This is a genomic window from Sphingomonas yantingensis, from assembly GCF_014199325.1.
Classification (GTDB): Bacteria; Pseudomonadota; Alphaproteobacteria; order Sphingomonadales; family Sphingomonadaceae; genus Sphingomonas; species Sphingomonas yantingensis.
The window spans coordinates 559,779-585,426 of record NZ_JACIJJ010000001.1 but is presented as its reverse complement, the minus strand read 5'-3'; the positions used below and the strand labels follow the sequence as shown (position 1 = coordinate 585,426).

Sequence of the window (25,648 nt, the reverse complement as noted above, 5' to 3'; positions counted from 1 at the left end):
CACCGATGGCGAACACCCAAGCCAAGAGCCTGTTCACCGCCGACCTCGTCGTGCCGGCGATCAAGGCCTCGTTCCTCAAACTTTCCCCGCGCGAGCTGGTCCGCAATCCCGTCATGTTCGTGACCGCGGTCGTCGCGGCGCTGATGACGATCCTGCTCGTCATCGGCCATGACGACCTGACCTTCGGATTCAAGGCGCAGCTGGCCGGCTGGCTGTGGCTCACCGTCCTGTTCGGCACCTTTGCCGAGGCGCTGGCCGAGGGGCGCGGCAAGGCGCAGGCAGCCTCGCTGCGCGCCACCAAGGCCGAATTGACCGCCAAGCGGGTGAAGGGCGACGCCCTCGAACCCGTCGCCGCCAGCCAGCTTCGTTCGGGCGACGTGGTGCTGGTCGAAACGAACGACCTGATCCCCGCCGACGGCGAGGTGATCGAGGGCGTCGCATCGGTCAACGAAGCCGCGATCACCGGCGAAAGCGCGCCCGTGATCCGCGAGGCGGGCGGCGACCGTTCGGCCGTCACCGCCGGCACGCGCGTCATTTCCGACCAGATCAAGGTGCGCGTCACCGCCGATCCCGGCCAGGGCTTCCTCGACCGCATGATCGCACTGGTCGAAGGCGCCGAGCGGCAGAAGACCCCGAACGAGGTTGCGCTGACGATCCTCCTCGTCGGCCTGACCATCATCTTCCTGATCGCGGTGGGCACGATCCCCGGTTTCGCCAGCTATGCAGGCGGGTCGATCCCCGTCGCCATCCTCGCGGCGCTGCTCATCACGCTCATCCCCACCACGATCGCGGCGCTCCTGTCCGCCATCGGCATCGCAGGCATGGACCGGCTCGTCCGCTTCAACGTGCTCGCCAAATCGGGCCGCGCGGTCGAGGCGGCGGGCGATGTCGACGTGCTCCTCCTCGACAAGACGGGCACGATCACCATCGGCGACCGTCAGGCGTCGGAGTTCCGCCCCGTCGGCGGCGCGACCGAGGCCGAGCTGGCCGAGGCCGCACTCCTCGCCAGCCTGGCCGACGAGACGCCCGAGGGCCGCTCGATCGTCGTCCTCGCCCGCGAACGCCACCGGCTCGAGCGGACGATGCCGGAGGGAGCGGAGGTCATCCCCTTCACCGCGCAGACGCGCGTGTCGGGCGTCCGCTTCGGCGACACGCTCATCCAGAAGGGCGCGGTCGATTCGGTGTTCAAGGCCAATCCGGGCTCTGGCGAAACCGCGACCGCGACCGAACTGCGCCGCATCACCGACGAGATCGCCCGCGCGGGCGGCACGCCGCTGGCGGTGGCGAAGGACGGCAAGCTGCTGGGCGCGATCTTCCTCAAGGACGTGGTGAAGGCCGGCATCCGCGAGCGGTTCGGCGAACTGCGCGCGATGGGCATCCGCACGGTGATGATCACCGGCGACAACCCGCTCACCGCCGCCGCCATCGCCGCCGAAGCGGGGGTCGACGACTTCCTCGCGCAGGCGACGCCCGAGGACAAGCTGGCGCTGATCCGCAAGGAGCAGCAGGGCGGCAAGCTCGTCGCGATGTGCGGCGACGGCACCAACGACGCCCCCGCCCTCGCCCAGGCCGATGTCGGCGTCGCGATGAACACCGGCACGCAGGCCGCGCGCGAGGCGGGGAACATGGTCGACCTCGACAGCGATCCCACCAAGCTCATTGAGGTCGTCGGCCTCGGCAAGCAGCTGCTGATGACGCGCGGGGCGCTGACGACCTTCTCGGTCGCCAACGACGTCGCCAAATATTTCGCGATCATCCCGGCGATGTTCGTCGCGCTCTATCCGGGGCTCGGCGTGCTCAACGTGATGGGGCTGACCAGCCCGGAAAGCGCAATCCTGTCGGCGATCATCTTCAACGCGATCATCATCCCGCTGCTCGTGCCGCTCGCGCTCAAGGGTGTGGCGTACAAGCCGATGGCCGCGGGGCCGCTGCTCGCCCGCAACCTCGCCGTCTACGGCTTTGGCGGCCTGCTCGCACCGTTCGTCGGCATCAAGATCATCGACCTTTTGGTCGGCGGGCTCGGGCTCGCGTGACCGTCCGCACGTCACCCCGGCGAAAGCTGGGGTCGCTCTCCTCGCAGCACACGCTTGCCGCACCCGACCCCAGCGTTCGCTGGGGTGACGATGGGAAACAGCCATGAACAAAGACATCACCTCCGCCCTTCGCCCCGCGATCGTCATGACGCTCTTGTTCGCGGCGCTTCTCGGCATCGCCTACCCCTTCGCCATGACCGGCCTCGGCCAGCTCCTTTTCCCGACACAGGCGAACGGCAGCCTGATTCGCGATCGGGCGGGCACCGTCATCGGCTCCTCGGTGGTGGGACAGGCGTTTGCCAGCGACCGCTATTTCCGCACCCGGCCCTCCGCCGCGGGCAAGGGGTATGACGGGCTCGCCTCGTCCGGTTCAAACCTCGGCCCCGCAAGCCAGGCGCTGGTCGACCGGGTGAAGGCCGACGTGACGGCACAGCGCGCGGCGGGCGTCGCCGCGCCGCTGCCTGCCGACCTCGTCACCGCCAGCGGCTCGGGCCTCGACCCCGACCTGTCGCCCGCCGCCGCGCTGACCCAGGCGCCGCGCATCGCAAAGGTGCGCGGTCTGTCGGAACCGGCCGTGCGCGCGCTGGTCGCCAGGCACACCGAAACCTCGCTGCTCGGCGATCCGCACGTCAACGTACTTGCACTCAATCGCGCGCTCGACCAACTCGGACGCTGATGGCGGTATCCGGCTTTTCCTCCAGCGGCGATCGGCCGGACCCCGACGCCCTCCTGCGCGCCGCCGCGCAGGAAGGGCGCGGACGCCTCAAGATCTTCCTCGGCGCCGCCCCCGGCGTCGGCAAGACGTTCGAGATGCTGTCGGAGGGGGCCGCGCGCCGCCGCGACGGCGTCGATACCGTGGTGGCGGTGGTTGAGACGCACGGCCGCGCCGAAACCGAAGCGCTGACGCGCGGGCAGGAGATAGTCCCCCGCCGCGCCGTCCCGTACGAGGGGCGCACCCTCCACGAAATGGACCTCGACGCCGTTCTCGCCCGCGCCCCCCGCCTCGCGCTGGTCGACGAACTCGCGCACACCAATGCGCCGGGCAGCCGTCATCCCAAACGCTATCAGGATGTCGAGGAACTGCTGGCCGCCGGCATTGACGTCTATTCCACGATCAACATCCAGCACGTCGAAAGCCTCAACGACGTCGTCGCCAGCTTCACCCGCGTGCGGGTGCGCGAGACGGTGCCCGACCGCATCCTCGAAATGGCCGAGATCGAGGTCGTCGACATTCCCCCCGACGAGCTGATCGAGCGGCTAAAGGCGGGCAAGGTCTATCTGCCGCAGGAAGCAACCCGCGCGCTCGGCCATTTCTTTTCCAAATCCAACCTGTCGGCGCTGCGCGAACTGGCGCTCCGCCGCGCGGCACAGGCGGTGGATGCGCAGATCCTCGACCATGTCCGCGGCCTCGGCGTCGGCGGCACTTGGGCGGGGGGCGAGCGGATCGTCGTCGCGGTCAGCGAGCAGCCAGGCGCCGACGGCCTCGTCCGCGCGGCAAAACGCGTCGCCGACGCCCTTCGTGCGCCATGGACCGCGATCTTCATCGAAACCCCGCGCACCCAGCATTTCGGCGATGCCGAACACGCGCGCGTCGCCGCGACGATGACGCTGGCGACGCAGCTCGGCGGCGCCGTCGCGACCGTACCCGCCGCGAACGTCGTCGCGGGCATCCAGGCGTACCTCACCGACGCGCGCGCGACGCAGCTGGTCGTCGGCAAGTCGAACCGATCGCGCTGGTTCGAGTGGCGGCACGGCTCGGTCGTCGACCGGCTGGTGCGAGAGACGCCGGGCGTCACCGTTCACGTCCTGCCCAACGAGGCGCAGCCCCTGCCCGCCGCCCGCCGCCGTCCGGTGGGGCGCGAGGGATGGGGCTCGCCGGTCGGCTATGCGATCAGCCTTGCCGCGGTCGCCGCGGTCACGGCGCTGGCGACCGCGCTGTTCCACATCCTCGAGCTCGGCAACGTCGCGCTGCTCTATCTGCTGCCGGTGATGGCGGCGGCGAGCCTCTACAACCTGCGCACAGGCCTGTTCGCCGGGGTGGCGTCGAGCCTTGCGTACAACTTCTTCTTCCTGCCGCCGACCGGCACGCTGACCGTCAGCGATCCCGAAAATATCGTTTCGATCTTCGTCCTGTTGGGCGTCGCGATCGCCACAAGCCAACTCACCGCCCGCGTCCGCTCTCAGGCCGATCTCGCCGCCGCCAGCGCGCGGACCAACGCCGCGCTGGCAGGATTCCTGCACCAATTGTCGGCGACCAACGATCCGGCGGAGGCGGCGCGGCTGATCTGCCAGGATGTCGGCCGCTTGTTCGATGCGCAGGTGGTGCTGCTCGCCGCCGGCCCCGGCGGCGGGCTGGCGGTACAGGCGGCGACGCGGCCCGACTATCGCCTCGACACGATGGACATGGCCGCCGCGACCTGGGCGCTCGACACCGGCACAAGCGCGGGGCGCGGATCGGGGACGCTCACCGCCTCCGACTGGCTGTTCCAGCCGCTGCGCGCGGGCACCCGGACGCTTGCCGTTCTTGGCATCGCTGCCGAGGGCGCGGGCGATCCGGTGCGCGCCGACCGCCTGCCGCTGCTCGCCGGCCTGATCGATCAGGCGTCGCTAGTGCTCGAGCGCCTGCGCCTCGAAAGCGAGATGCGCGATGTCGAGGCGGTGCGGACGCGCGACCGCCTTCGCGCCGCGCTCCTCTCCTCGGTCAGCCACGACCTGCGCACGCCGTTGACCGCCGTCATCGCCGCTGCCGACGAATTGGGCCATGGCGACACGCCCCAGCTCGCCGCGACGATCAAGGCGGAGGCGGCGCGCCTTAATCGCTTCGTCGCCAACCTGCTCGATATGGCGCGGGTGGAGGCGGGCGCGCTGAAGCTGGCGGTCGAGCCCGTCGACCTGTCCGACGCTGTCGCGGGTGCCGCGCACGATGCGCGCCGCTCGCTGGAGGGGCACGCCGTCCGGCTCGACGTGCCGCCCGACCTGCCGCTCGTCCGCGCCGACCCGCAGCTGCTGCACCACTGCCTCCTCAACCTGCTCGATAATGCCGGGCGCTATGGCGATCCGGGAACGGAGATCGTCGTCGAGGGGCGGCACCATTATGGCGAGATGCGGCTGTCAGTGCTCGACCAGGGCCCCGGGCTGCCCCCCGGGCGCGAGGGGGAGGTGTTCGAGACGTTCCGCCGGTTCGAGGGGTCGGACCGCGCGATCGGTGGCACCGGCCTCGGCCTCGCCATCGTCAAGGCATTCGCCGAGGCGATGGGCATGGCCGTGACCGCCGCCAACCGCCCGGACGGCGAAGGCGCCGCCTTCACCCTCACCTTCCCCGCCGCGCTGATCGTGCGCGAGCCGGCGCAGGAGAAGCTGACCTGATGCCCGCCACCGTCCTCATCGTCGACGACGACGCCGCGATCCGCCGCCTGCTTCGCAACACGCTCGCACGAGCGGGCTATGCGGTGGTCGAAGCAGTGAACGGCGCGGGCGCGATCGCGGAGGCGAACGCGTCGCACCCGGACGCGATCCTCCTCGACCTCGGCCTGCCCGATCGCGACGGGCTCGGCCTTATCCCTCTCCTCCAGCGCGAGCATGGCGTGCTGCTCGTTGTTTCCGCGCGGGAGGCGACGGACGAGAAGGTGGCGGCGCTCGACCTCGGTGCCGACGATTATGTGACCAAGCCGTTCGATACCGAGGAACTGCTCGCGCGCCTTCGCGTCGCGCTGCGCCACCGCGCGCCCGCCGCCCCCGCCGCCACGGTGACGCGCGGCGACCTTGCCATCGACTTCGACCGCCGGCTGGTGACGCGCGGCGGCGAGGAAGTGCATCTGACGCGTAAGGAATACGACGTGCTCGCGGTCCTCGCCCGCCACATCGGCCGCGTCGTCACCCACGACCGAATGATCGCCGCGGCGTGGAGCGGCGACGAGGATCCGCGGATCGAGTATCTGCGCATCGTCGTACGCAACCTGAGGCAAAAGATCGAGGCGCCCGCGCCCGTCGGCAGCGTCATCGCCAACGAACTCGGCGTCGGATATCGCCTGCGCGCCGACGCCTGAACGCTACGCGCGCGCTATGCGATAGCCGCGCTTCGACCTCGAAAGCCTATGCGCCGCGCCGTAATTCGCATGGGCGGGCAGCGTTGCCCGTTTCACGAACGGGTCCGCTTTCCATGACCTTGAACGACACCATCCCCACGATCTTCGTGGGACAGGACGCCGCCGGCCGCTGGCTGGTGCAGGACGGTACCGGCGGCATCGAGGGCCGCTTCACCACCGAACGCGCCGCGATCCGCTTCGCGCGCGACGAGGCGGAGATCCATCACCTCGCCGTGGCGATGGCCGCGCAGCCGCTGGTGGCGCTGGCATGACCGCCGCCGCGATCAGCCGGACCGCGCGCCACGACCCGCGCTGGCCCGCGATCGGCGAGGCGCTGGCCAGCCTGCGCCATGCCAAGCGCCGCGCCGTCCGCATCGTCGATGCCGATTGCGGCGCGGGCGCGCTCCTCATCCAGGCGCTGCGCCATGCCCGCGCGCTCGGCTTCACCGCCATCGAAGGACGCGGGATCGACACCTCCCCCGCGCTGATCGGCCGCGCGCGCGCCGCGGCGGCGAAGCTGCACGATCCGGCGATCGGCATCGCCTTCGACGTCGCCGATCCGGTCGAGGGATTACGGGACGAGGTCGAGGCACCCGCCGAAATCCTCCTCTGCCACGACCGCGCGATCGTCGCTTCGCTGGGGGCGGGCGAGCGGATCATCGGGGACCGGCCATGACGCGCCGCGACCGCCGCTGGCGGATCGCCGGCCTTGCGCTGGCGTCGACAGGCTGCCTGGGACGGCTGTGCGACCATGACGGGTCGTCGCTGACCGCGCTATGGATGGCCGCCGCCGTTGCGGGCATCATCCTGGCGCTCAGCGGCAACCGGCTCCTCATCCTGATGCGCGCCGAGCGGCACGGGCACCCGGCCATGGCCGCGGCGATCCATCAGCGGCGGCGACGGCGGCGCTGACGGGAAAGCCCGACTATCCACCGCTTAACGCAAGTCATATCGACTAGATAGGCGATCGGCGATACACGGCGCTGCTCGCGAAAGGGGGTCGCCGGCCCGGCGGGCGCAAAGGAGAAGCCATGAAGAAGACCGTTTTCGCCGCCATCGCCCTTTCCTCGCTGACGCTCGCCGCCTGCGGCGGGACCGCCACGGGCAACAGCGAAGTCGCCAATGTCGAGCAAACCGACGACCTCAACACCACTGACACGCTCGACGCGGGCAATTATGGTGACGCCTCGCTCAACGCCAGCGATCTCAACACGATCGGCCCGGTCGACAACGCCGCCGACCTGAATGCGGCGACGCCGCTCGAGAACGGGGTCGCCAACGCGCTTTGATTAGGTGAGCTTCAGGCCGCCGAGCCGCTTCTATATTCCCATCGTCCCGATAGGTGTTATAGTTGCGGACGTGCCTAGAGCTCCCAGGCAACCCCTTAGCCCGGCGGTGTCCCCGCCGGGCATCTTCTTTTGTGCAAGGGGGGCCGGCGGGTCGAACCGCCGGGCTTCTTATTGGCCGGGCGGCGCGGTCGAGGTGCGGATCGTCAGGCTGGCCGGCACCACCTCCGGGGCCGGATCGAACTCGCCGCCCGCCTGCTCGGCGATGATCCGCTCGACAGCACGTGCGGTCACTTCGGCGATTGGCTGCACCACTGCGGTCAGCGGCGGGTGAGTGAAGCGGACGATCGGCGTGTCGTCGAAGCTCACCAGCGACAGATCGCCCGGTATCGACAGCCCGCGGGTGCGCGCGACTTCCAGCACCGCCAGCGCCATCCGGTCGTTGCTCGCGACGATCGCCGTCGCGCCCGCATCCAGCAGCGCCCCGGTCGCCGCCAGCCCGGATTCGTAGCCGAAGTCGCCGCGCGCCAGCAGCCCTTCGGTCCCCAGCCCCGCCGCCGCCATCGCCTGGCGCCAGCCCTCGATCCGCCAGCCGCTCAGCTCATAGGCCTCCGGTCCGGCGATGAAGCCGATGCGTGCGTGGCCGAGTTCGGCCAGATGCGCCGTCGCCAGCCGGCCTGCCCGCTCGTCGTCCATCGTGAGGGCAAAGCCGTAGCCGTCGCGCAGGGATCCGATCCGCGCGACGCTGACATGCTGCGCCTCCAGCAGCTTCAGGATCAGCGGGTTTTCCGAATGCGGCGGGGTCAGGATGACGCCGTCGGGGCGAAGCGCCGCCAGCGCCGCCGACAGCTCGCGCTCGATATGGTCGCTGTGCGTATCGACCAGCTCGACGATCAGGCGATAGCCATGCTCGGCCGCCTTCACCATGCCGCCCAGCATCATCTGATCGACCCAGTCGGTACCCTGCCGCTCGCGCCAGTCGGCGATCGTCCGCTCGCGGTCGTTGAGCGCGAGGATCAGGTAGCTGCGCGACCCGCCCATCCGCTGCGCCGCGATCGAGGGGACGTAGCCAAGCTTGTCGATCGACGCCTGCACGCGCTCGGCCATTTCCGGCCGGACGCTGGCTTCCTTGTTGATGACGCGGCTGACGGTCTGGAGCGATACCCCGGCATCGGCCGCGACATGCTTGATCGTCACCGCCTGGCGGCGTCTGGCCATGGGGATCAGGCGGCCTTTTCGGCGGGCGCGGTCGCCCCGCAATAGCGTGAAACATAAGCCGCGTGGCTCGGCAGCGTCGCGACGGTGCGCGCCACCTGCTCGCGGATGCTGCCGAGGAACCGCGCGAGTTCGTCGTCGCTCAGCTTCGCGGCGATCGGATGCCAGGATTGCGGTACGATCCCCTGCCCCAGCATCACCTGCACCCAGCTATTCTCGGCGAACAGTTCCTCGTTCCGGCGGAACACGCGGCCCGTCTCGCGGAACAGCGCGATCTTCTGAGCCAGCGTCTCCGGCACGTCCATTGCCGCCGCTTGCCGCCAGAAGGGGGAATCGCGGCGGTCGGTCGCCTTGTAATGGAGGATCAGGAAATCGCGGATCTGGACCATGTCGGTGAGCTGCTGGTCGTTGAACTCGGCCACGTCGCTGGGATTGACCGGGCCGAGCGGCAGCATCCGCACCAGCCGCAGGATCGCCCGCTGGATCAGGTGAATGCTGGTAGATTCGAGCGGTTCCATGAACCCGCCGGACAGGCCGATGGCGATGCAGTTGCGATGCCACTGCCTACGCCGCGCGCCGGTCTGGAACGACAGATGATTGGGCTCGGTCAGCACCCGCCCCTCGACATTGCCGAGCAGCCGTTCGAGCGCCGCCTCGCGAGTGAGGTACCGGCTGCACCAGACGATGCCGTTGCCCGTGCGATGCTGGAGCGGGATGCGCCACTGCCACCCCGCATCGTGCGCCATCGCGCGCGTATAGGGGACGGGCGGGCCGACATTCTCGGTCTGCACCGCGATCGCGCTGTCGCAGGGGAGCCAGTGGCTCCAGTCGTCATAGCCGGCGTGCAGCGCCTTTTCGATCAGCAGCGCGCGAAAGCCCGTGCAGTCGAGGAACAGGTCGCCCTCGATCCGCCGCCCGCCGTCCAGCACCAGCGCGGCGATGTCGCCGGTGCCACCGTCCAGCTCGACCTCGGCGATCCGCCCGTCGATGCGGACCGTGCCGTCGCCCTCGGCCATTCCTCGCAGGAAGCGGGCATAAGCGTTCGAATCGAGCTGATAGGCATAGTTGAGCGAATTGTCGGGCAGGTGCGCGAACCGGCCCTGCAACGCGGCGACAAGTTCGAGGCAATAATCGTCGTACGAGGCGTCCTGCCCACGCTCCAGCCCGCTCAGCCAGTAATGCTGGAAGCCGGCGGCCCAGTGATCCTTCCCCGTCACGCCGAAGCTGTGGAAATAGCGGTCTTGGCCGTCGCGCCACCCGTCGAACAGGATGCCGAGCTTGAAGGTGGCGTTGGTCGCCCGCATGAACGCCGCCTCGTCGATGCCGAGCAGGCGGTTGTAGGTGACGAGCGGCGGGATGGTGGATTCGCCGACGCCGACGGTGCCGATCGCTTCGGATTCGACGAGCGTCACGGTCGCCGCGCCGCCCATCGTCCGCGCGATCGCGGCGGCGGCCATCCACCCCGCGGTGCCGCCCCCGGCGACGACGATGCGCTTCGGGCTCATCGGCTGAGCTGCCGGAGGAGATAGGCGCGCAGCCGCCCCGCCGTTTCGGGCGTCAGCGGATCGAGCACGCCGCGTGCGCTCGCCGGGATATGCGCGGCCGCTGCCTCGCGGTCGCCGAAGACATAGTGATCGAACATCTGCCGCCAGTGTGCCTTTTCGTCGTCGGGCAGGTCGCGAATCGCCAGCAGCGCGTGGTTGAGCGCGTCCTGCGGATGCCCTAGCCAGCGCGGGCTCTCGCGCCACCAGTAGTTGACGAGGATGTTGAACGGATCGAGCGCCTCGACATGGTGCCACCAGAGCGCCGGGATATGGATCGCATCGCCCGGCTCCAGATCGGCGACGGTCGCTGCGGCCAGCGCATCGGCGAAGCGCGGGAAGCGGTCGAGGTCCGGCGCGTGGAGGTCGACCATGCTGATCGCGCGGCCGGCGGGCGTATTGTCGACCGGGCCGAGATAGAGATTCGTGAACTGATCGCGCGGGAACAGCGTGAAGCGGCGGCGGCCCGCGGCGACGCAGGCGAGGTTGTGCGGTACGTCGTTATGCGCGGCGATGCGTGTCCGCGTGCCGATCCAGATGCTCGCCAGCGCCGCCCGCTCGCCGAGGTCGACATGGTTGGCGGCGTGCAGCCCGTCGAAATAGTCGTGAAGGTCGATCGAGCCGAGATAGATCGCCGGCCCGCCGCCGCTCGCCTCGCCCTCCGCGATCCGCGCGAAGATTTCGGCGAGCCCGGCATTCATCATGCGGAAGTTCATCGCCATGGCCGCATCGTAGAACAGGCGCCCGTCCGCCGCTCCGCCCACCGACACCGGGAACGCGCACTGCCTTGCATGGGCGAGCACATACGCCCGCGCTTCGCCTGCCGAGCGCTGCCCCGCCTGTACCAGCGGCCAGTCGGCCACGAGGCCGCGAACGACGAACGGCGCCTCCGCCTCGGCCAGCAGGCGGTCGAGCGTCGCGGCGTCGCGCGCCTCGACTTCCCGCACCGCGGGCAGCGCGGCAGTGATGGCGGGGTCGGCCTCAGCCATGGCCGCTCCGCCGGTTCTTGCGTGCGATCAGGCCGGAGAGGTTGGTGAGCGACGCGAGCGCCATGAAGATCGGCATCAGATGCCCTTCGCGGTGCAGTTCGGCGACGCTGGCGTCGTCGAGTCTCGCCAGCTTCGCCTCGTCGATCACGTGATAGCCGATCAGCCGGTGGCGCGCCCCGTCGGCCAGCGTCACGTCGAGCGTCAGAGGTTCGAGCAGGTCGTGGCGCTTCAACGCGGCAAAGAACTCGGCCGCGCGGTGGTGGCCGGTGTCGAGCGCGCGCAGCTTCTCGATCACCGCCTCCAGATAGGGTGTCGGCGCGCCCTCCTCGTCGAACACGCGCACGCCCGTCGGGTCGATCCGCGGGCTGTCGAGGTCGAGATGCACCTGCCCCTGCCCTTGCGCCGTTCGGCCGATCAGGAACGGTCGGATCTCGACCGACAGCGGCAGCGCACCGGCATCCCAGCGATCGCCGTCGAGATACAGGTTCTCGCCCCCCTCGAACCCGAACATCGCCAGCGCGTCGAAGCGATCAGCCTCGAGGTCGTGGCGGAACAGGATCGGATAGTCGTTCTGCACCCGCCGAAACTCGTCGGGGACGGCGATCGCGCTCATCAGCGTGTCGCCGTATCCCGCGCCATAGCCGGCGGCGACGCGCAGGTCGCGGTGGCGTTCGGGGTCGAGGATCGCGTGGTTGGCCATCAGCGTGCTTCCTTGAGAAGCGGCCGGGCCGCCAGATTGTCGAGATAGGTGCGGTTCGTGGGCAGGCTGGCGGTCAGCGTGCGCGCGCGCTGGCGAAGCTGTGCCATCCGCTCGGCGACCGCCGTCTCGTCCTCGACCCGCATCGCGGGCGGCGGGGGCACGGGCGCACCCATGCCATAGAGGACGTACTGATGGCTGGCAGCGGGGAACAGCTCGTCCACCGCTTCGAAGTCGCTCGGCATCGGCGCGCGGTGCTGCCAGCGGGTCAGCATCTCTGCTAGGTCGCCCGGCACGCTCGCGGGGTCACGATGCGCCTGCCAATAGGGCCCCTGCCGCTCGCTCAGCGCGTAGTGCAGCTTGAGGAACGCGACGATCCGGTCCCACCGCTGGCGGAAGCGCGCATCGAACCGCCGTGCCGCCCCCGCCATCGCGGCGCGATCGGCCGGAAAATCCTCGACCAGCGCGTCGAGGCTCAGCTCGATCAGCACGATCGCGGAGGCCTCCAGCGGTTCGAGGAACCCCGCCGAGAGGCCGATGGCCAGACAGTTGCCGACCCAGAATCGCTCGCGATGCCCCGACCGGAACTGAAGCTGGCGGAACGACAGTGCCGCCGGATCGCAATCGGGCGCGGTGCGGCGCAGATAATCGGTCAGCACCGCCGCCGCGCAATCGTCGCTCATATGCGCGGACGCATAGACGCATCCGACCCCGCGCCGCGTCGGCAGGCCGATGTCCCAGATCCAGCCCGCCTCGTGCGCGGTCGCGTCGGTGACGGCGGTGATCGGCGATCCGGGCGCGACGGGCACCTGCACCGCCAGCGCGCGGTCGTTGAACAGCACGTCCGACCGGTCGACGAAGGGCACGCCATAATGCCCCCCGATCAGCAGCGCGGCATGGCCGGTGCAGTCGATGAACAGGTCACCCGCGATGTCGCCGTTCGTACGAGTCGCGACCGCGGCGATCGTGTCACCCTCGCCCGGCACCACATGCTCGACATGATCGGCGACGTGGACGACGCCCAGCCGCTCGGTCGCGTGGGCGCGCAGCAGGCCTGCGAACTTCCCCGCATCGAGGTGATAGGCATAGTTCACCGCCCCGGCATAGTCGGGCATCGCCGGCTGGCGCGGGGCAAGCGCGCGCTCGGCCACCGACGGCTGTGCGCACACGGCATCGGCGAACGCACCCTCGCCGTCCCAGCCCGCCATGAGCGCGCCCGCCGATCCCTCGACTGGCGGGGTGAACGGGTGGTGATAGGCATCGCGCCCGTCGCGCCAGCCGATGAAGCGCGACCCCTGCTTGAAACTCGCGTCGCAGGCGGTCAGGAACTCGGCCTCGATGATGCCTATGCGCGAGAGCGTGCGGCGCATCGTCGGCCACGTCCCCTCGCCCACCCCGATCGTCGGAATGTCGGGCGCCTCGATCAGCGTCACGTTCAGCGTGTCCGGCCGCGCCGCCGCGGCAATGCGCGCGGCGGCCAGCCAGCCGGCGGTGCCGCCGCCGACGATCACGATCCGCTTCACCGAACCCGACACGAGCGCCCGTTCCTCATCGCCGCGACTGTGCCGCGGGGCAGCGAAAAACGCCACCCCGCCCCCCTTGGCCTCTTAGAAGTTCAGCCGCAGGCCAGCCTGATAGCGGGCATAGCCGGGTTGCGCGAAGGTCACGAAGTTCTCCGACCGGCGATGGCCGCGGCGGTTCGAGTTCGTGATGTTGATCCCTTCGGCGAAGACCGTCAGGCCCTTGACGAACTCCCAGCTCGCGCTGGCGTCGAACTGGCCGTAATCCTCGACATAGGTCGGATCGAACGCGCCGCCGGCATAGAAGCCCTCGCGCCAGTTGTACGCGATACGCGCCTGGATGCCGTTCTTGTCATAGTAGGCGACGGCATTGGCGGTGTCGCTCAGCCCGACCAGCGCGAACTGGCCGACATTGGGGTCGAGCGCGTTGTCATACTGCGTATCGCCGTTGACGATCGTGTAGTTGAGAAGAACGCCGAGGCCCGTGTTCCAGAAGCGATGCTGGATCGCGAACTCCCAGCCGTTGATGTTGGCGGTCTGATCGCTGTTGAACGGCTGCGTCACCTGGAAGTTGAACAGGTCGTCCTCGGGCAGGCCGTTGATGTTGCCCGTCAGGTACGTGGCATCGCCCGCCTGCGTCGTACCGGTTACTTGCGACGATCCCGGATAGTTGCGCAGGATATAGTCGCGCACGCGCACCGCATCGGTGGTGCCGAGCGCCGCGACCGCCGCGCGATAGCGCGGGCCGGACCCCGGATTGCGCAGGTCGAACGCCGACTGGTCTACCTGGGTCGTGCCAATGAAGTTGCTGACATCCTTGTTGAAATAACCGACCGAGATGTAGCTTTCGCGGGTGTAGTACCACTCGGCCGACAGATCGATGTTCTTCGACTTGTAGGGGACGAGGTTGGGGTTGCCGAGCGACCCGGTGCCGCCGCCGATACGCGGGTTGGACCCGAGCTCCAGCCCGCCCTGAAGGCTGGCATAGTCGGCACGGGTGATCGTGTGGCTGTACGACGCGCGCAGCTTGACGTTGCGCACCGGCTCGATGTCGAAGTCGATCGCCGGCAGCCAGTTGGCGTAGCTGCCCTTGAACGTCGTGAACGCCGAATTGGGCGAATAGATCAGCGCGAACTCGTTGGCGCCGGTCCAGCGCGTGCCCACCGGGATCGGCACCAGCGCCGACGAATTGACGTTGGTCTGGTCGTAGCGGACGCCGGCGATGATGTGCGCCGGGTTGCCGTTCACGTCGAAGCTGAAATTGCCCTGGATGAAGGGCGAGATCGTCTTCTCGCCGATCCGCCGGTCGACGGTGTAATTGGCAAGGCAGGTGCCCTGCTGGACCGTGCCCGTCTGCGGGTTGGAGCAGATATTGTACTGCGAGCGGAGAAGCTCGGCCATCTGCTCGAAATTGAAGGTGTAGATCGCCGGCGGCAGCCCGCCGCTCCCGTCGAAGCCCTTGAACTTGTCGGGCAGCGTCACCTGCTTGAAGAAGTCGTCGGGCACCGCCGCGGCGCCGAACGACTGGCCGCGCGGATCGACGCCGCCCCAAGTCTCGTTCTGGATGAAGCCGTAGGCCGAGCGGACCTGATTGTCGACGAACGAGAAGCCGGCATCGATGCTGTCGAGGAAGCCGCCGTCATGGTCGTAATGACCCTTAAGCTGCACCTGATTGATCGTGTCCTTGAAATACGCGTTGCGGAACGCATTGCCCGTCGGCGTGATGAGCGACGGGTTGAGCGGGTCGATCCCCGGATACATCTGGTAGTTGATGATCGGCAGGTCACCGGTGAAGTCGATCCGCTGCGACTGCACGCCGAAGATCGCGCCGCCGATCGACGTGCTCGACCCGTAATCGTTGGTCGGCTTCGATTCCGCGGTCGAGTGGTGGACATCGAGCGAGACGGTGACGCCGCCCGGCGCATCCCAGGTCAGGTTGCCGCCCAGCGACTTGTTGATCGACTTGTTCGCGGTCAGCGACTGCGAATAGGACAGGTCCTTGCCCGGATCGAACTGCTCCGAATAGAAAACCGGGCCGGCGACGGGGCCGTTGGTCCACTCGGACGAGGTGTTGCCGAAGTTGAACCAGATGCCGACGCTGCTGTCGCGCACCTCGACCCGGTTCGACGAATAGGTGAAGTCGACCGTCGCGGTCAGGCTGTCGGTCGGCTTTGCCTGAAGCACGAGCTGGCCGTTGATCCGCTCGCGGTCGATGTCGAGCAGGTCGTAGGCGGCGCTCTGCGGGATCTCATAGACGTCGTTCGGACCCGGGCGGTTGGTGATCCGCTCCGACCCCGGCGTGCCGTTCTGCGGCAACGTGCCCCAGTTATTCTCCGAGCCGAGGAAGCCGTCGCGGAAGCCGACGCTGGCCGAGTTCACGCTCGCCTTGCGGCGCTGGTACGTGCCCGACAGGACGATACCGAAACGGTCGTCGCCGAAGGTCTTGGACACGATCCCCGACACTTCGGGGGTGATCGGGTTGCCCTCGTTGCGCGAGGTGTCGAGCACGCCGCGCGCGGCGATCGAGCCGCGAAAGCCGGGGCGGTCGAGCGGGCGGGGCGTGCGGATGTTGATCGTCGAGCCGATGCCGCCCGACGGCACCGCGGCGCGGCCGGTCTTGTACACCTCGACCGCGGCGATGCCCTCGGACGCGAGGTTCGCGAAGTCGAACGAGCGGGAATTGGGCGCGCTGGCGCCGTCGCCCAGCGTCGAGGTCGGCATCTGACGACCGTTCAGCGTGACGAGGTTGTATTCGGGGCCGAAGCCGCGGACGGTGACGGTCGAACCCTCGCCGTTCGAGCGATCGATCGACACGCCGGTGATGCGCTGGAGCGACTCGGCCAGGTTGGTGTCGGGGAACTTGCCGATATCCTCGGCCGAGATCGCGTCGACCACGCCCTGCGCGTTGCGCTTGATATCGACGGCCTCGCGCAGCGAGGCGCGGATGCCCGTGACGACGATATCGTCGCCAGCTTCCTCGGCCGGAGCGGCATCCTGAATGTCGGAGGGTCCGGGGGCACCCATCGTCGCGGCGGCATCCTGCGCCATGGCGATCGACGGCACACCGCCCAGAACGATCAGCGACGCACCGACGGCGAATCGCGAAAACTGACGAGCACGGACGCTCAACATGCCCTTTCCTCCCCTTTTAACCCGCGCGCTATCCCAATGGAGCGCGTCTCATGAGAACGTTCACTCGACGATTTTCCCTGATTTGTCAAGGTGACCATGGCCAGCGCAGATGTTAGCGCTAAACGTGGGAACGTTCTCTTGCATGCGAAGGACTTGGCCGTGAACAGGCAAGCGGCATAAGGCGGCGCATGGCCGCATCGCCCCCCGTTTCTCGACAACCCCCTGCGTTTCTGATGCTGTACGCCGTCGCAAGTGCGGGCGGAGTGATCGCCTGGTTGCCGCTGTTCAGCCTGCTCCTGCCGATGCGGATCGAGGCGGTGGCGGGCGATGCACGGATCGGCCTTGCCACCATCGTCGCCGTCGCGGGCGCGATCGCCGCCAGCGTCGCCAACATCGCCGCCGGATGGGCCAGCGATCGCTCGGTCGAGCGCGGCGGCGGGCGCAGGCGCTGGGTCACTTTCGGCCTTGCGGCGCTGATGCTCGCCTATCCATCGATCGCGCTAGCCGACACGCCGACGGGTATCCTCGCCGCGGTGCTGGGGGTGCAGGTTGCGGTCAACCTGCTGATCGCACCGCTCCTGGCGATCATGGCCGACGAGGTGCCCGAGGGGCAGATCGGTTTCGCCAGCAGCCTGCTCGCGTTCGGCGCGCCGCTGGCGTCCGCGTTCCTTGCGCTGCTGGTCGCGATGCCGACGATCGATATCGGCTTGCGGCTCGCGATCATCCCGCTGGTTGCCGCGTTCCTAATCGCGCCCTTCCTGTTCGCGCGCGCCGTCCCGGTCACGCCGCAAGCGGTGGATGCGACGCCGACACGCCCGCGCGATCTGGCCGCCGCCTGGTTCGCGCGGCTGCTCGTCCAGATCGCGGGCAACGTCGTCGCGCTCTACCTCTTCTACTACCTGCGCGGCGTGGCCGACGGCGCATCGTCGGACACCGTCGCCGCGCGCACCGGTCAGCTCCTGACGCTGGTCAATCTGCTCGCTATTCCAGCGGCGCTGGTCGCGGGGCGGCTGTCGGATCGCACGGGCCGGCGGCGCGCGATCCTGTTCGCGGCGGCAGCGGCAGCGGCGGCGGGTCTGGTGGTGATGGGCACCGCCGTCCACTGGCTGGCGGGCGCGATCGGATATGCGGTGTTCGCGATCGGCAGCGCCGTCTTTGCCGCGCTGCACGCGGGCTTCGCGATGCTGTTGCTGCCGAGCGTGCGGCGGCGGGGTCGCGACCTCGGCCTGCTCAACCTCACCAACACTGCGCCCTCGATCATAGGCCCGCCGATCGCGTGGGCGCTGACGGGGCCGGAGGGCTTCGGGCTCGCTTTCCTCGTCCTCGCCGCGCTGACGCTGTCGGGCGGTGCGCTAATGCTGGTGGTGCGGGGCGACTAGGTCAGGCGCCCCGTCCGCCCATCACTGCTTGCGGCTGGCTTCGAACAGGAACCAGGCGCGCTCCTCGGCCTGGTCGGTCCAGTCGTCGAGGATACCGCTGGTCGCGTTGTCCTTGGCGTCGTCGACGATATCCTTCGCCTCGCGCAGCAACTCGACCAGCTTCAGATTATCCTCGCGCAGTTCGGCGAGCATGTCGGCGGCGGGCACGAAGTCGGCGTCGTTGTCCTTGATCGTCTGACGCCGAGCAATGTCGCCGATCGAGCGCAGCGTCACGTTGCCCGTCTTGCGCACCCGCTCGGCAATCGCGTCGGTGGTCGCGAGGATCTGCGCCGCCTGATCATCGAGCATCAGGTGATAGTCGCGGAAATGCGGCCCCGACACGTGCCAGTGGAAGTTCTTGGTCTTGAGGTACAGCGCATAGCTGTCGGCCAGGATGCCGTTCAGCGCATCAGCCACCGTTTTGGCAGCGTTGGTCTTCAGATCGGTCGGCGTCTTGAGCGCGGGGGCGGGATTGTCGGCCATGCAGACGGGCTCCTCCAGATGGGAAAGTCGGTTCGGTATCAAAACGACCGGACCGCGCATTGGCTCCGCCGGGAAAAGGGCGGTATCTTCGATCGCGGCAATCGGTTTTTCAGATCAGCCGCAGCCCGCCAAGCGCCATGACGAGGCCGGCGAGGACGAGCATCGCTCCGCCCGCCAGGCCGATCGCCCGAAGCGGCAGCCGTCGCCACTCGCGCTCGCCCAGCGTCGCAGCGACCAAGCCGGCCACGATCGCGCCGATCGCTGCCCCCGCCGCGGCGAGCAGCGAACTGCCGCCCCATGCCGCCGCGCCGAAGCCCACGAACTGCACCCGTTCGCCGAACGCCAGGATGAAGATCCCCAGCGCACTCGTCGGCAGCGCACCGATCCGCCACCCGTCCAGCCGGTCGCGCGGCGGCTTGGCCGGCATCAGCGCCCCTGCCCCTGCAAAGACGAGTGCCAGCCCGAAGATCAGGCTGCGCGCATTGGGCGTCATCATCCCGCGCACCGCCAGCGCACCGGCCAGCGCCGCGCCCATGATCGCAACCTGCGCGGCGATGACGCCCAGAATCACCCCGGTCCGCTTGCCGAATCGCTCGCCTAGGATCGCCGCCAGCCACGCGGGGCGATCGGTCGCACCGGCAATCAGCGCAGCGATCAGGGCGGGAAGCAGGCTGTCCATCGCGCTTTCCCTGCCCCAAACGCGCTTGCGAAGCCGTTAAGTCTACCCCCAAGCTTGACGCGCCCGCCGGAGTCGTGCATGCGCCGCGGCCTGACGGCGGTGCGTACGCGCGCCGCCTTTCGCTTTTTTTGCTGCTACGGGAATTGGGCCATGGCCAAGCCGACCACTGTCAAGATCCGGCTGGTGAGCACCGCCGACACGGGTTTCTTCTACGTCACCAAGAAGAATCCGCGCAACCAGACCGAGAAGATGAGCTTCCGCAAGTACGACCCGGTCGTGCGCAAGCATGTCGAGTTCAAGGAAGCCAAGATCAAGTGATCTGACGGGCGGTTTCGGTCGCCCCGATTGCTTGCCGAAGGCGGGCCGCCCACCCGGGCGCGCCCGCCTTTCGTATGCCCGCGTCAGGCCGCCTCGCCCACCGGCTGAAGGATCTCGACGAGGTGCAGGTAGCGCGGCTCGAAATCACCCTCGGCCCACAGGCGCCGACGGTCGAGGATGCGGACCTCCCGCCCGGTGCGCTCGATCAGCCCATCCTCTTCAAGAGAGCGCAGCATTCGGTTGACGTGGACGGGCGTCAGGCCGGTGACGTCGCCCAGTTGTTCCTGCGTCCAGGGCAGCGTCAGCATGTCTGGCGGCGACAGCCCGACCGCCTGCGACCGCAGCGCCAGCTCGCACAGTGCATGAGCAATCCGCGTCTTGGCATCGCGCCGGCCCAGATTGGTCATCCACTCGCGCGCGATCGACGCCTCGACCAGCGCCTCGGTCCAGAGTGCGCGGCCAAGGTCGCGGTGCTCCAGCGCAAGCGTGCGCAGCACCTGCCGGTCGATCGCGGCGACCTTGAGCGGGGTCAGCGCTTCCACGTCATGGTCGGCGATCTCGAGGAACAGGTGCGCGAGGTCGAGAAAATCGCCGCGCAGTTCGACCGCGACGATCTGACGCCCGCCGCTTGCCGTCGTCTTGGACCGCAGCGCCACCCCGTCGAGAACGATCTGACAGTCGCGCGCGGGCGGGCCGCCGTCATGGACGATCTCGGTCCCCGCCTCGATATCGCGCAGCGTGAACGGCGCCGCCTCGATCGCGACGCACGCGGCGGCGGACAGCTGCGAGCGCAGCTTGAGCTTGGTCAGGATCAGGGAGTGGACGTTCACGCGCGACCCTCATGCGACACGGGGATGATAAGGCCGGAACCATACCGCGCCCGCAATGAAATAGGATAAGCGGCCCGGCTTTCAAACCACCGCCTTTCGCCCAGCGATCAGGCCGCGCCCGCCAGCGCCTTTTGCCGGCGGCGCTGGACCGAGCTGCCGATTCCCAGTGATTCGCGATATTTGGCGACCGTCCGCCGCGCGATGTCGAAGCCCTTGGCGTTGAGCAGCTCGACGAGCGTGTCGTCGGACAGGATTTTCTTGGGATCCTCCGCCGCGATCAGCGCGCGGATCGCGCTCTTGACCGCTTCGGCCGACACCGCATCGCCGCCATCGGCCGACTGGATCGCGCTGGTGAAGAAATATTTGAGCTCGAACAGCCCGCGCGCGCAGCTCAGATATTTGTTGCTGGTGACGCGGCTGACCGTCGATTCGTGCATTTCAATCGCTTCGGCGACGCGCGCGAGCGTCAGCGGGCGCAGGTGCGCGACGCCGTGGAGGAAGAACGCCTCCTGCTGCTTCACGATCTCGCTCGCGACCTTGATGATCGTCCGCTGCCGCTGGTCGAGCGCCTTGACCAGCCAGTTGGCACTGGCGAGGCAGTCGGACAGCCACGTCTTGCCCGCCTTGTCCTTGCCCGCGCTGCCCGACAGTTCGACATAATAGGCGCGGTTGACGAGGACGCGGGGCAGCGTCGCGGCGTTGATCTCGACCGCCCAGCCCTTGCCACGCCTTGCCACGAAGATGTCGGGCACGACACCCTGCACCGGCTCGCCACCGATCTTGCAACCGGGCTTGGGGTCATAGTCGCGCAGCTCGCGGATCATGTCGGCCATGTCCTCCTCGTCCACGCCGCAGATGCGGCGAAGCTGCGCGATCTGGCCGCGCGCGAGGAGGTCGAGATTGTCGATCAGCCGCGCCATCGCCGGGTCGTATCGGTCGGCATCCCTCGCCTGGATCGCGATGCACTCGGCCAGGTTGCGCGCGCCGACGCCGGTGGGATCGAACGTCTGGATAACGCCTAGCACCCGCTCCACCTGCACCAGCGGCACGCCTAGCCGCTGCGATACCTCGAGCAGGTTGGCGGTGAGGTAGCCGCACTCGTCGATCTGGTCGATCAGGTGCGCGGCGACGAACAAGTCGGGGCCGGACAGCACCGCGCCGGCCTGTGCCAGCAGATAGTCCTGAAGGCTCTCACCGGCTGCTGCAAAGCTGTCGAAGTCGGGCGCCTCGCCCTCCCCGCCGCCGCTGCCAGTCGCGCCCATCCCCAGCGATCCGTCGAGCCCGCCGACCGAATCGCTGGCGCTGTCGTGGTGGAACGCCTCGGCGCCCATGTCGACGTCGAGGCTAGCCTCGCCCGAACCGGCGCCCAGGCTGAGCAGCTCGTCGGCCTGTGCCGGCTCGTCGCGAGCGACCGGCGCGTCGTCGGGCGCCTCACGCTCGCCGCCGCCCTCATCTTCGCGTGCGGCCTCAAGTAGCGGGTTCTTCTCGATCTCCTCGGCAATGAACCCCTCAACCTCGAGGTTGGACAGCGCAAGCAGGCGGATCGCCTGCTGCAACTGCGGCGTCATGACGAGCGATTGCGTCTGCCGCAGGTCGAGGCGCGGTGCGAGGCTCATGGGGCGAAGCTGCCGTGCATCAGGTCAGAGCGAGAAGCTCTCGCCGAGGTACAGGCGGCGCACATTGGCGTCGGCGACCAGCTCCGCCGGGCTGCCCGCGAACAGCACGCGGCCGTCATAGATGATGTATGCCCGGTCGACGATCTCCAGCGTTTCGCGGACATTGTGGTCGGTGATAAGCACGCCGATATCGCGCTGCTTCAGATCCTTCACCAGGTCGCGGATGTCCGCGATCGAAATAGGGTCGATGCCCGCGAACGGCTCGTCGAGCAGCATGATCGACGGGTCGGCGGCCAGCGCGCGGGCGATCTCCGCCCGTCGCCGCTCGCCGCCCGACAGCGCCATCGCCGGTGCGTCGCGCAGCCGCGTCAGCCCGAACTCGTCGAGCAGGCGGTCGAGCTTCGCCGCGCGCGCCGCCTTGTCCGGCTCGGCGAGTTCGAGGACGGCGGAGATGTTCTTCTCGACCGTCAGCCCGCGAAAGATCGACGTTTCCTGCGGCAGATAGCCGAGACCCAGGATTGCGCGGCGATACATAGGCAGCGCGGTGATATCCTCGCCGTCCAACATGATGCGGCCCGAATCGGGCTTCACAAGGCCCATCACCGAATAGAAGCTAGTCGTTTTGCCCGCGCCGTTGGGGCCAAGCAGCCCGACGACCTCGCCGCGAGCGACGTTCATTGACACGTCGGTCAGGACCACGCGCTTGTCGTACGCCTTGGCGATCGAGACGACGGCGAGGCCGGTGTCGCTCGGCACCTCGACGACGGTCGGCACGTCCTGAATGGTGGCGGTGTCGTCCATCCTCGATCGGCTCCTTGGCTCAGCGCCAGCCTTTTCGCGCCTTCCCCGCCGCTTGGCAAGGTTCGTGCATGGCGCGCGGACACGAAAAAGGGGCCGGTCGCCCGGCCCCTTTCGTCGATCCTGCGATGATGCCGGCGTTTAGCCCAGTTCGCCCTTCAGCGCGTCGACCAGATCGGTGCGCTCCCAGGTGAAGAAGTCGCCGTCGGCCTTGCGACCGAAATGGCCATAGGCGGCGGTCGGCTGATAGATCGCCTTGTTCATGCCCAGGTGCGTGCGGATGCCCTTGGGCGTCAGGCGGACGAGCTTGGGCAGCACTGCCTCGATCTTCGCTTCGTCCACGGTGCCGGTGCCGTGCGTGTCGACATAGAGCGACAGCGGCTCGGCGATGCCGATCGCGTAGGACAGCTGGATCGTGCAGCGCTTGGCAAGGCCCGCCGCCACGACGTTCTTGGCGAGGTAGCGCGAGATGTACGCGGCCGAACGGTCGACCTTGGTCGGGTCTTTGCCGCTGAACGCGCCGCCGCCGTGCGGGGCCGCGCCGCCGTACGTGTCGACGATGATCTTGCGCCCGGTCAGGCCCGCGTCGCCGTCCGGCCCGCCGATTTCGAACAGGCCGGTCGGGTTGACATAGATGTGATCCTGGTTGGCGGGCATCCAGCCGCTGGGCAGCACTTCCTCGAACACCGTCATCACATAGTCGCGCAGCCGCTTCTGGCCCGCGTCGTTCGACAGTGCCTTGGTATGCTGGGTCGACACGACCAGCGCGGTCGCGCCGGTGGGGACGCCGTTCTCGAACTTCAGCGTCACCTGGCTCTTGGCGTCGGGTTCGAGGAAGTCGACGACCCGCGCGTGGCGGTCGGCGGCCATCTTCTCGAGGATGCGGTGCGAGTAATAGAGCGTCGCGGGCATCAGGTCGGGCGTCTCGTCACAGGCGAAGCCGAACATGATGCCCTGGTCGCCGGCACCCTCGTCCTTGTTGCCGCTTTCGTCCACGCCCTGCGCGATGTGCGCCGACTGGCCGTGCAGGTGGCAGGCGAAGTCCGCGGTCTGCCAGTGGAAGCCGTGCTGCTCGTAGCCGATGCGGCGGACGGTATCACGCGCGGCCTGCTCGATCTCGGCCAGCGACGGGAACGCACCCTCGTTCGCGCGCACTTCGCCCGCCAGGACGATGCGCTGCGTCGTCACCATCGTCTCGCACGCCACGCGCGCGACCGGATCACGCGACAGGAACAGGTCGACGACCGCGTCCGAAATCTGGTCGGCGACCTTGTCGGGATGGCCTTCGCTGACCGATTCGGATGTAAAGAGATAATTGTCGCGCATGCTTTCCCCGTGGGTTGGCACCGGCCGAACGCCGGACTTCAAGATATAAAGCTATGGTTATATGCGCCCCTAGCGAGGACGACGTCTGATGGCAATCGCGACCGCCAGCATCAGCGCAGCGACGATCGCCGCCGCCAGATTGCCAACGCGCGAGAATAGCGTCGCGGGCAGCGCCGCCGGCACCGGCACCTCGATCGCACCGGCGCGGCGAATGCCGATTGTTGCAACGAGCCTGCCTTGCGCGTCGATCACGGCCGATATGCCTGTCGGGGTCGAGCGGATGACCGGTAGCCCCTCCTCGATCGCGCGCAGGCGCGCCTGGGCCAGATGCTGCGGCGGCCCCCACGCCCCGAACCACGCGTCGTTCGAGGGGTTGAAGATCAGGTCGGGCCGGTTCGCGCGATCCGCCACCTGTCCCGAAAAGATGATCTCGTAGCAGATCTGCATGCCGACCGATCCAAAGCCCGGCACCGGCAGCGTCTGTGGCCCCGGCCCCGGCAGATAGTCGAATTCGCCCGCCACCAGCCGCGACAGCCCGATGCGCGACAGGATCGGCCGCATCGGCAGATACTCGCCGTACGGAACGAGATGCGCCTTGTCGTATCGGCGCTCGGCGAGCTTGCCGGCGGGATCAAGAACGAAGATCGCGTTGCCCGCACCCTTCACCTCGCCGCGGGAATCGAACTCGATCGCGGTCGAGCCGATCAGCGCCATGTCGCGCGGCCCAAGCAGCGACGCGATCCGTCCGCGCGTCACCGGCGCGGTGCCCTTATAATACCATTCGGGCGGATAGCCGTCCTCGAGATAAAAGTTCACCGCCCCCTCGGGCCAGACGAGCAGCCGCGGGTGGCGCTGCGGCCGACCCGACTGGTCGATCAGCGCCTCCAGCATCTTGAGGTCGTAGCTGCCGTCGAGCATCGTCTCCTGCCCGACATTGGGCTGGACGACGCGGACGCGCGGGGTGTCGGGGCCGACCCGCTGCGGGATCGGCTGGGCCGAGGCGAACAACCCCGCCAGCAGGAGGCCAGCGGCGGCGATCAGCGGCATTCGCCAGCGACGCCAGCCGATCAGCAGCATCGCCGCGCCCGCGATGGCGACGGTGATACCCGACAGCGCATAGGTGCCGACGAACGCCGAAATCCGCGCGATGCTGATGAGCGGCAGCCAGATGACCGCGATCGGATTCCAAGCATAGCCGGTGAACATGGTAGCGCGCAGCCACTCGGTCGCGATCCACGCGGCGGCGAAGACGAGAACGTAGCTGCCGCCCGGCTCCGTCGCTGCATCGCCAGCCGATCGAGGGCTGGCGAGCCGCCACGCCAGCCCGGCGGCCATCGCCGGATAGATGGCGAGGTAGAGCGCCAGCAAGACGACCGCTAGATACCCCAGCACCGGCGGCATCTTGTCCTGAAAGTCGAAGGCGTGCTGGATCCAGTTGTTGCCGACGGTGAAGTGCGCGACCCCGAACGTCCAGCCGCGGAGGAACGCCGCCTTGAGGCTCGGCGCCTCGTGCACCAGCCACATGAGGAGGGCGAGCGCGGCGATCGTGACGGGAAAAAGCTGGAGCGGCGCGAACCCCGTCGCTGACAGCGCGCCGGCGACCAGCAGGGTGAGGTAGGGGCGGCGTGCGAGGCGGTTCAATCCACCCTCCGTTCCGGTTTGAGCGTGTCGATGCGCCGGGG

The 25,648-nt window shown here is 68.5% G+C and carries 23 protein-coding genes; 10 read left to right on the top strand and 13 right to left on the bottom strand.

What is annotated here, in order from left to right:
- Positions 1-5 precede the first annotated feature (5 nt).
- The 8 genes from kdpB (at position 6) to FHR19_RS02920 (ending at position 7,407) form a co-directional block, all read left to right on the top strand.
- Positions 6-2,033, top strand: a complete 2,028-nt coding sequence (gene kdpB / locus FHR19_RS02955; RefSeq protein ID WP_184024097.1) for a potassium-transporting ATPase subunit KdpB — start codon at positions 6-8, stop codon at positions 2,031-2,033.
- A gap of 103 nt (positions 2,034-2,136) precedes the next feature.
- A complete protein-coding gene (kdpC, locus tag FHR19_RS02950) occupies positions 2,137-2,709 on the top strand; it encodes a potassium-transporting ATPase subunit KdpC (protein WP_184024095.1) in 573 nt (190 codons plus the stop codon).
- Complete coding sequence (locus FHR19_RS02945; RefSeq protein WP_184024093.1) at positions 2,709-5,399, top strand: sensor histidine kinase; 2,691 nt, start codon at positions 2,709-2,711, stop codon at positions 5,397-5,399. Before kdpC ends, FHR19_RS02945 begins: the two co-directional genes overlap by 1 nt.
- Positions 5,399-6,079 (top strand): response regulator transcription factor, encoded by a 681-nt coding sequence (locus FHR19_RS02940; RefSeq protein WP_184024090.1) that lies wholly within the window; start codon positions 5,399-5,401, stop codon positions 6,077-6,079. The genes FHR19_RS02945 and FHR19_RS02940 overlap by 1 nt, the downstream gene beginning before the upstream one ends.
- 113 nt (positions 6,080-6,192) lie before the next feature.
- Positions 6,193-6,390, top strand: a complete 198-nt coding sequence (locus FHR19_RS02935; protein WP_184024087.1) for a hypothetical protein — start codon at positions 6,193-6,195, stop codon at positions 6,388-6,390.
- Positions 6,387-6,794: a class I SAM-dependent methyltransferase gene (locus FHR19_RS02930; RefSeq protein ID WP_184024084.1), complete on the top strand. Its 408-nt coding sequence runs from the start codon at positions 6,387-6,389 to the stop codon at positions 6,792-6,794. Before FHR19_RS02935 ends, FHR19_RS02930 begins: the two co-directional genes overlap by 4 nt.
- Positions 6,791-7,030, top strand: coding sequence for a hypothetical protein (locus tag FHR19_RS02925; RefSeq protein WP_184024081.1), 240 nt, complete (start codon positions 6,791-6,793; stop codon positions 7,028-7,030). Before FHR19_RS02930 ends, FHR19_RS02925 begins: the two co-directional genes overlap by 4 nt.
- Positions 7,031-7,149: 119 nt before the next feature.
- Positions 7,150-7,407 (top strand): hypothetical protein, encoded by a 258-nt coding sequence (locus FHR19_RS02920; RefSeq protein ID WP_184024078.1) that lies wholly within the window; start codon positions 7,150-7,152, stop codon positions 7,405-7,407.
- A gap of 168 nt (positions 7,408-7,575) precedes the next feature.
- Here FHR19_RS02920 and FHR19_RS02915 read toward each other — a convergent pair whose 3' ends face one another.
- The 6 genes from FHR19_RS02915 to FHR19_RS02890 form a co-directional block, all read right to left on the bottom strand.
- Positions 7,576-8,622, bottom strand: a complete 1,047-nt coding sequence (locus tag FHR19_RS02915; protein WP_184024075.1) for a LacI family DNA-binding transcriptional regulator — start codon at positions 8,620-8,622, stop codon at positions 7,576-7,578.
- 5 nt (positions 8,623-8,627) lie between these two features.
- Positions 8,628-10,124 (bottom strand): tryptophan halogenase family protein, encoded by a 1,497-nt coding sequence (locus FHR19_RS02910; protein ID WP_184024073.1) that lies wholly within the window; start codon positions 10,122-10,124, stop codon positions 8,628-8,630.
- Positions 10,121-11,149 (bottom strand): cupin-like domain-containing protein, encoded by a 1,029-nt coding sequence (locus FHR19_RS02905; RefSeq protein ID WP_184024070.1) that lies wholly within the window; start codon positions 11,147-11,149, stop codon positions 10,121-10,123. The genes FHR19_RS02910 and FHR19_RS02905 overlap by 4 nt, the downstream gene beginning before the upstream one ends.
- Entirely contained in the window at positions 11,142-11,849 is a 708-nt protein-coding gene (locus FHR19_RS02900; RefSeq protein WP_184024067.1) for a SapC family protein, read from the bottom strand. The genes FHR19_RS02905 and FHR19_RS02900 overlap by 8 nt, the downstream gene beginning before the upstream one ends.
- Positions 11,849-13,381, bottom strand: a complete 1,533-nt coding sequence (locus FHR19_RS02895) for a tryptophan halogenase family protein (protein ID WP_184025786.1) — start codon at positions 13,379-13,381, stop codon at positions 11,849-11,851. The genes FHR19_RS02900 and FHR19_RS02895 overlap by 1 nt, the downstream gene beginning before the upstream one ends.
- Positions 13,382-13,453: 72 nt before the next feature.
- A complete protein-coding gene (locus FHR19_RS02890; RefSeq protein ID WP_184024065.1) occupies positions 13,454-16,498 on the bottom strand; it encodes a TonB-dependent receptor in 3,045 nt (1,014 codons plus the stop codon).
- Between the two features lie 233 nt (positions 16,499-16,731).
- On the opposite strand from FHR19_RS02890, the gene FHR19_RS02885 reads away from it, so the two are divergent.
- Entirely contained in the window at positions 16,732-17,877 is a 1,146-nt protein-coding gene (locus FHR19_RS02885; protein ID WP_184024063.1) for an MFS transporter, read from the top strand.
- Positions 17,878-17,898: 21 nt separating this feature from the next.
- Here FHR19_RS02885 and FHR19_RS02880 read toward each other — a convergent pair whose 3' ends face one another.
- A complete protein-coding gene (locus tag FHR19_RS02880) occupies positions 17,899-18,399 on the bottom strand; it encodes a Dps family protein (protein ID WP_184024060.1) in 501 nt (166 codons plus the stop codon).
- Positions 18,400-18,508: 109 nt separating this feature from the next.
- Positions 18,509-19,078, bottom strand: coding sequence for a TMEM165/GDT1 family protein (locus FHR19_RS02875; RefSeq protein WP_184024056.1), 570 nt, complete (start codon positions 19,076-19,078; stop codon positions 18,509-18,511).
- Between the two features lie 150 nt (positions 19,079-19,228).
- Between FHR19_RS02875 and rpmG the strand changes: the two genes are divergently transcribed.
- Complete coding sequence (gene rpmG, locus FHR19_RS02870) at positions 19,229-19,396, top strand: 50S ribosomal protein L33 (RefSeq protein WP_033922433.1); 168 nt, start codon at positions 19,229-19,231, stop codon at positions 19,394-19,396.
- Positions 19,397-19,479: 83 nt separating this feature from the next.
- On the opposite strand, the gene FHR19_RS02865 is transcribed toward rpmG, so the two are convergent.
- From FHR19_RS02865 to lnt, 5 genes are all read right to left on the bottom strand, one after another.
- Positions 19,480-20,226, bottom strand: a complete 747-nt coding sequence (locus tag FHR19_RS02865; protein WP_184024053.1) for a helix-turn-helix domain-containing protein — start codon at positions 20,224-20,226, stop codon at positions 19,480-19,482.
- A gap of 107 nt (positions 20,227-20,333) precedes the next feature.
- Complete coding sequence (gene rpoN / locus FHR19_RS02860; RefSeq protein ID WP_184024049.1) at positions 20,334-21,842, bottom strand: RNA polymerase factor sigma-54; 1,509 nt, start codon at positions 21,840-21,842, stop codon at positions 20,334-20,336.
- A gap of 24 nt (positions 21,843-21,866) precedes the next feature.
- Positions 21,867-22,643: an LPS export ABC transporter ATP-binding protein gene (gene lptB, locus FHR19_RS02855; protein WP_184024047.1), complete on the bottom strand. Its 777-nt coding sequence runs from the start codon at positions 22,641-22,643 to the stop codon at positions 21,867-21,869.
- Between the two features lie 138 nt (positions 22,644-22,781).
- Entirely contained in the window at positions 22,782-23,966 is a 1,185-nt protein-coding gene (metK, locus tag FHR19_RS02850; protein WP_184024045.1) for a methionine adenosyltransferase, read from the bottom strand.
- A 69-nt stretch (positions 23,967-24,035) separates the two neighbouring features.
- Positions 24,036-25,607, bottom strand: coding sequence for an apolipoprotein N-acyltransferase (gene lnt, locus FHR19_RS02845; RefSeq protein ID WP_184024043.1), 1,572 nt, complete (start codon positions 25,605-25,607; stop codon positions 24,036-24,038).
- Between the last annotated feature and the right edge of the window lie 41 nt (positions 25,608-25,648).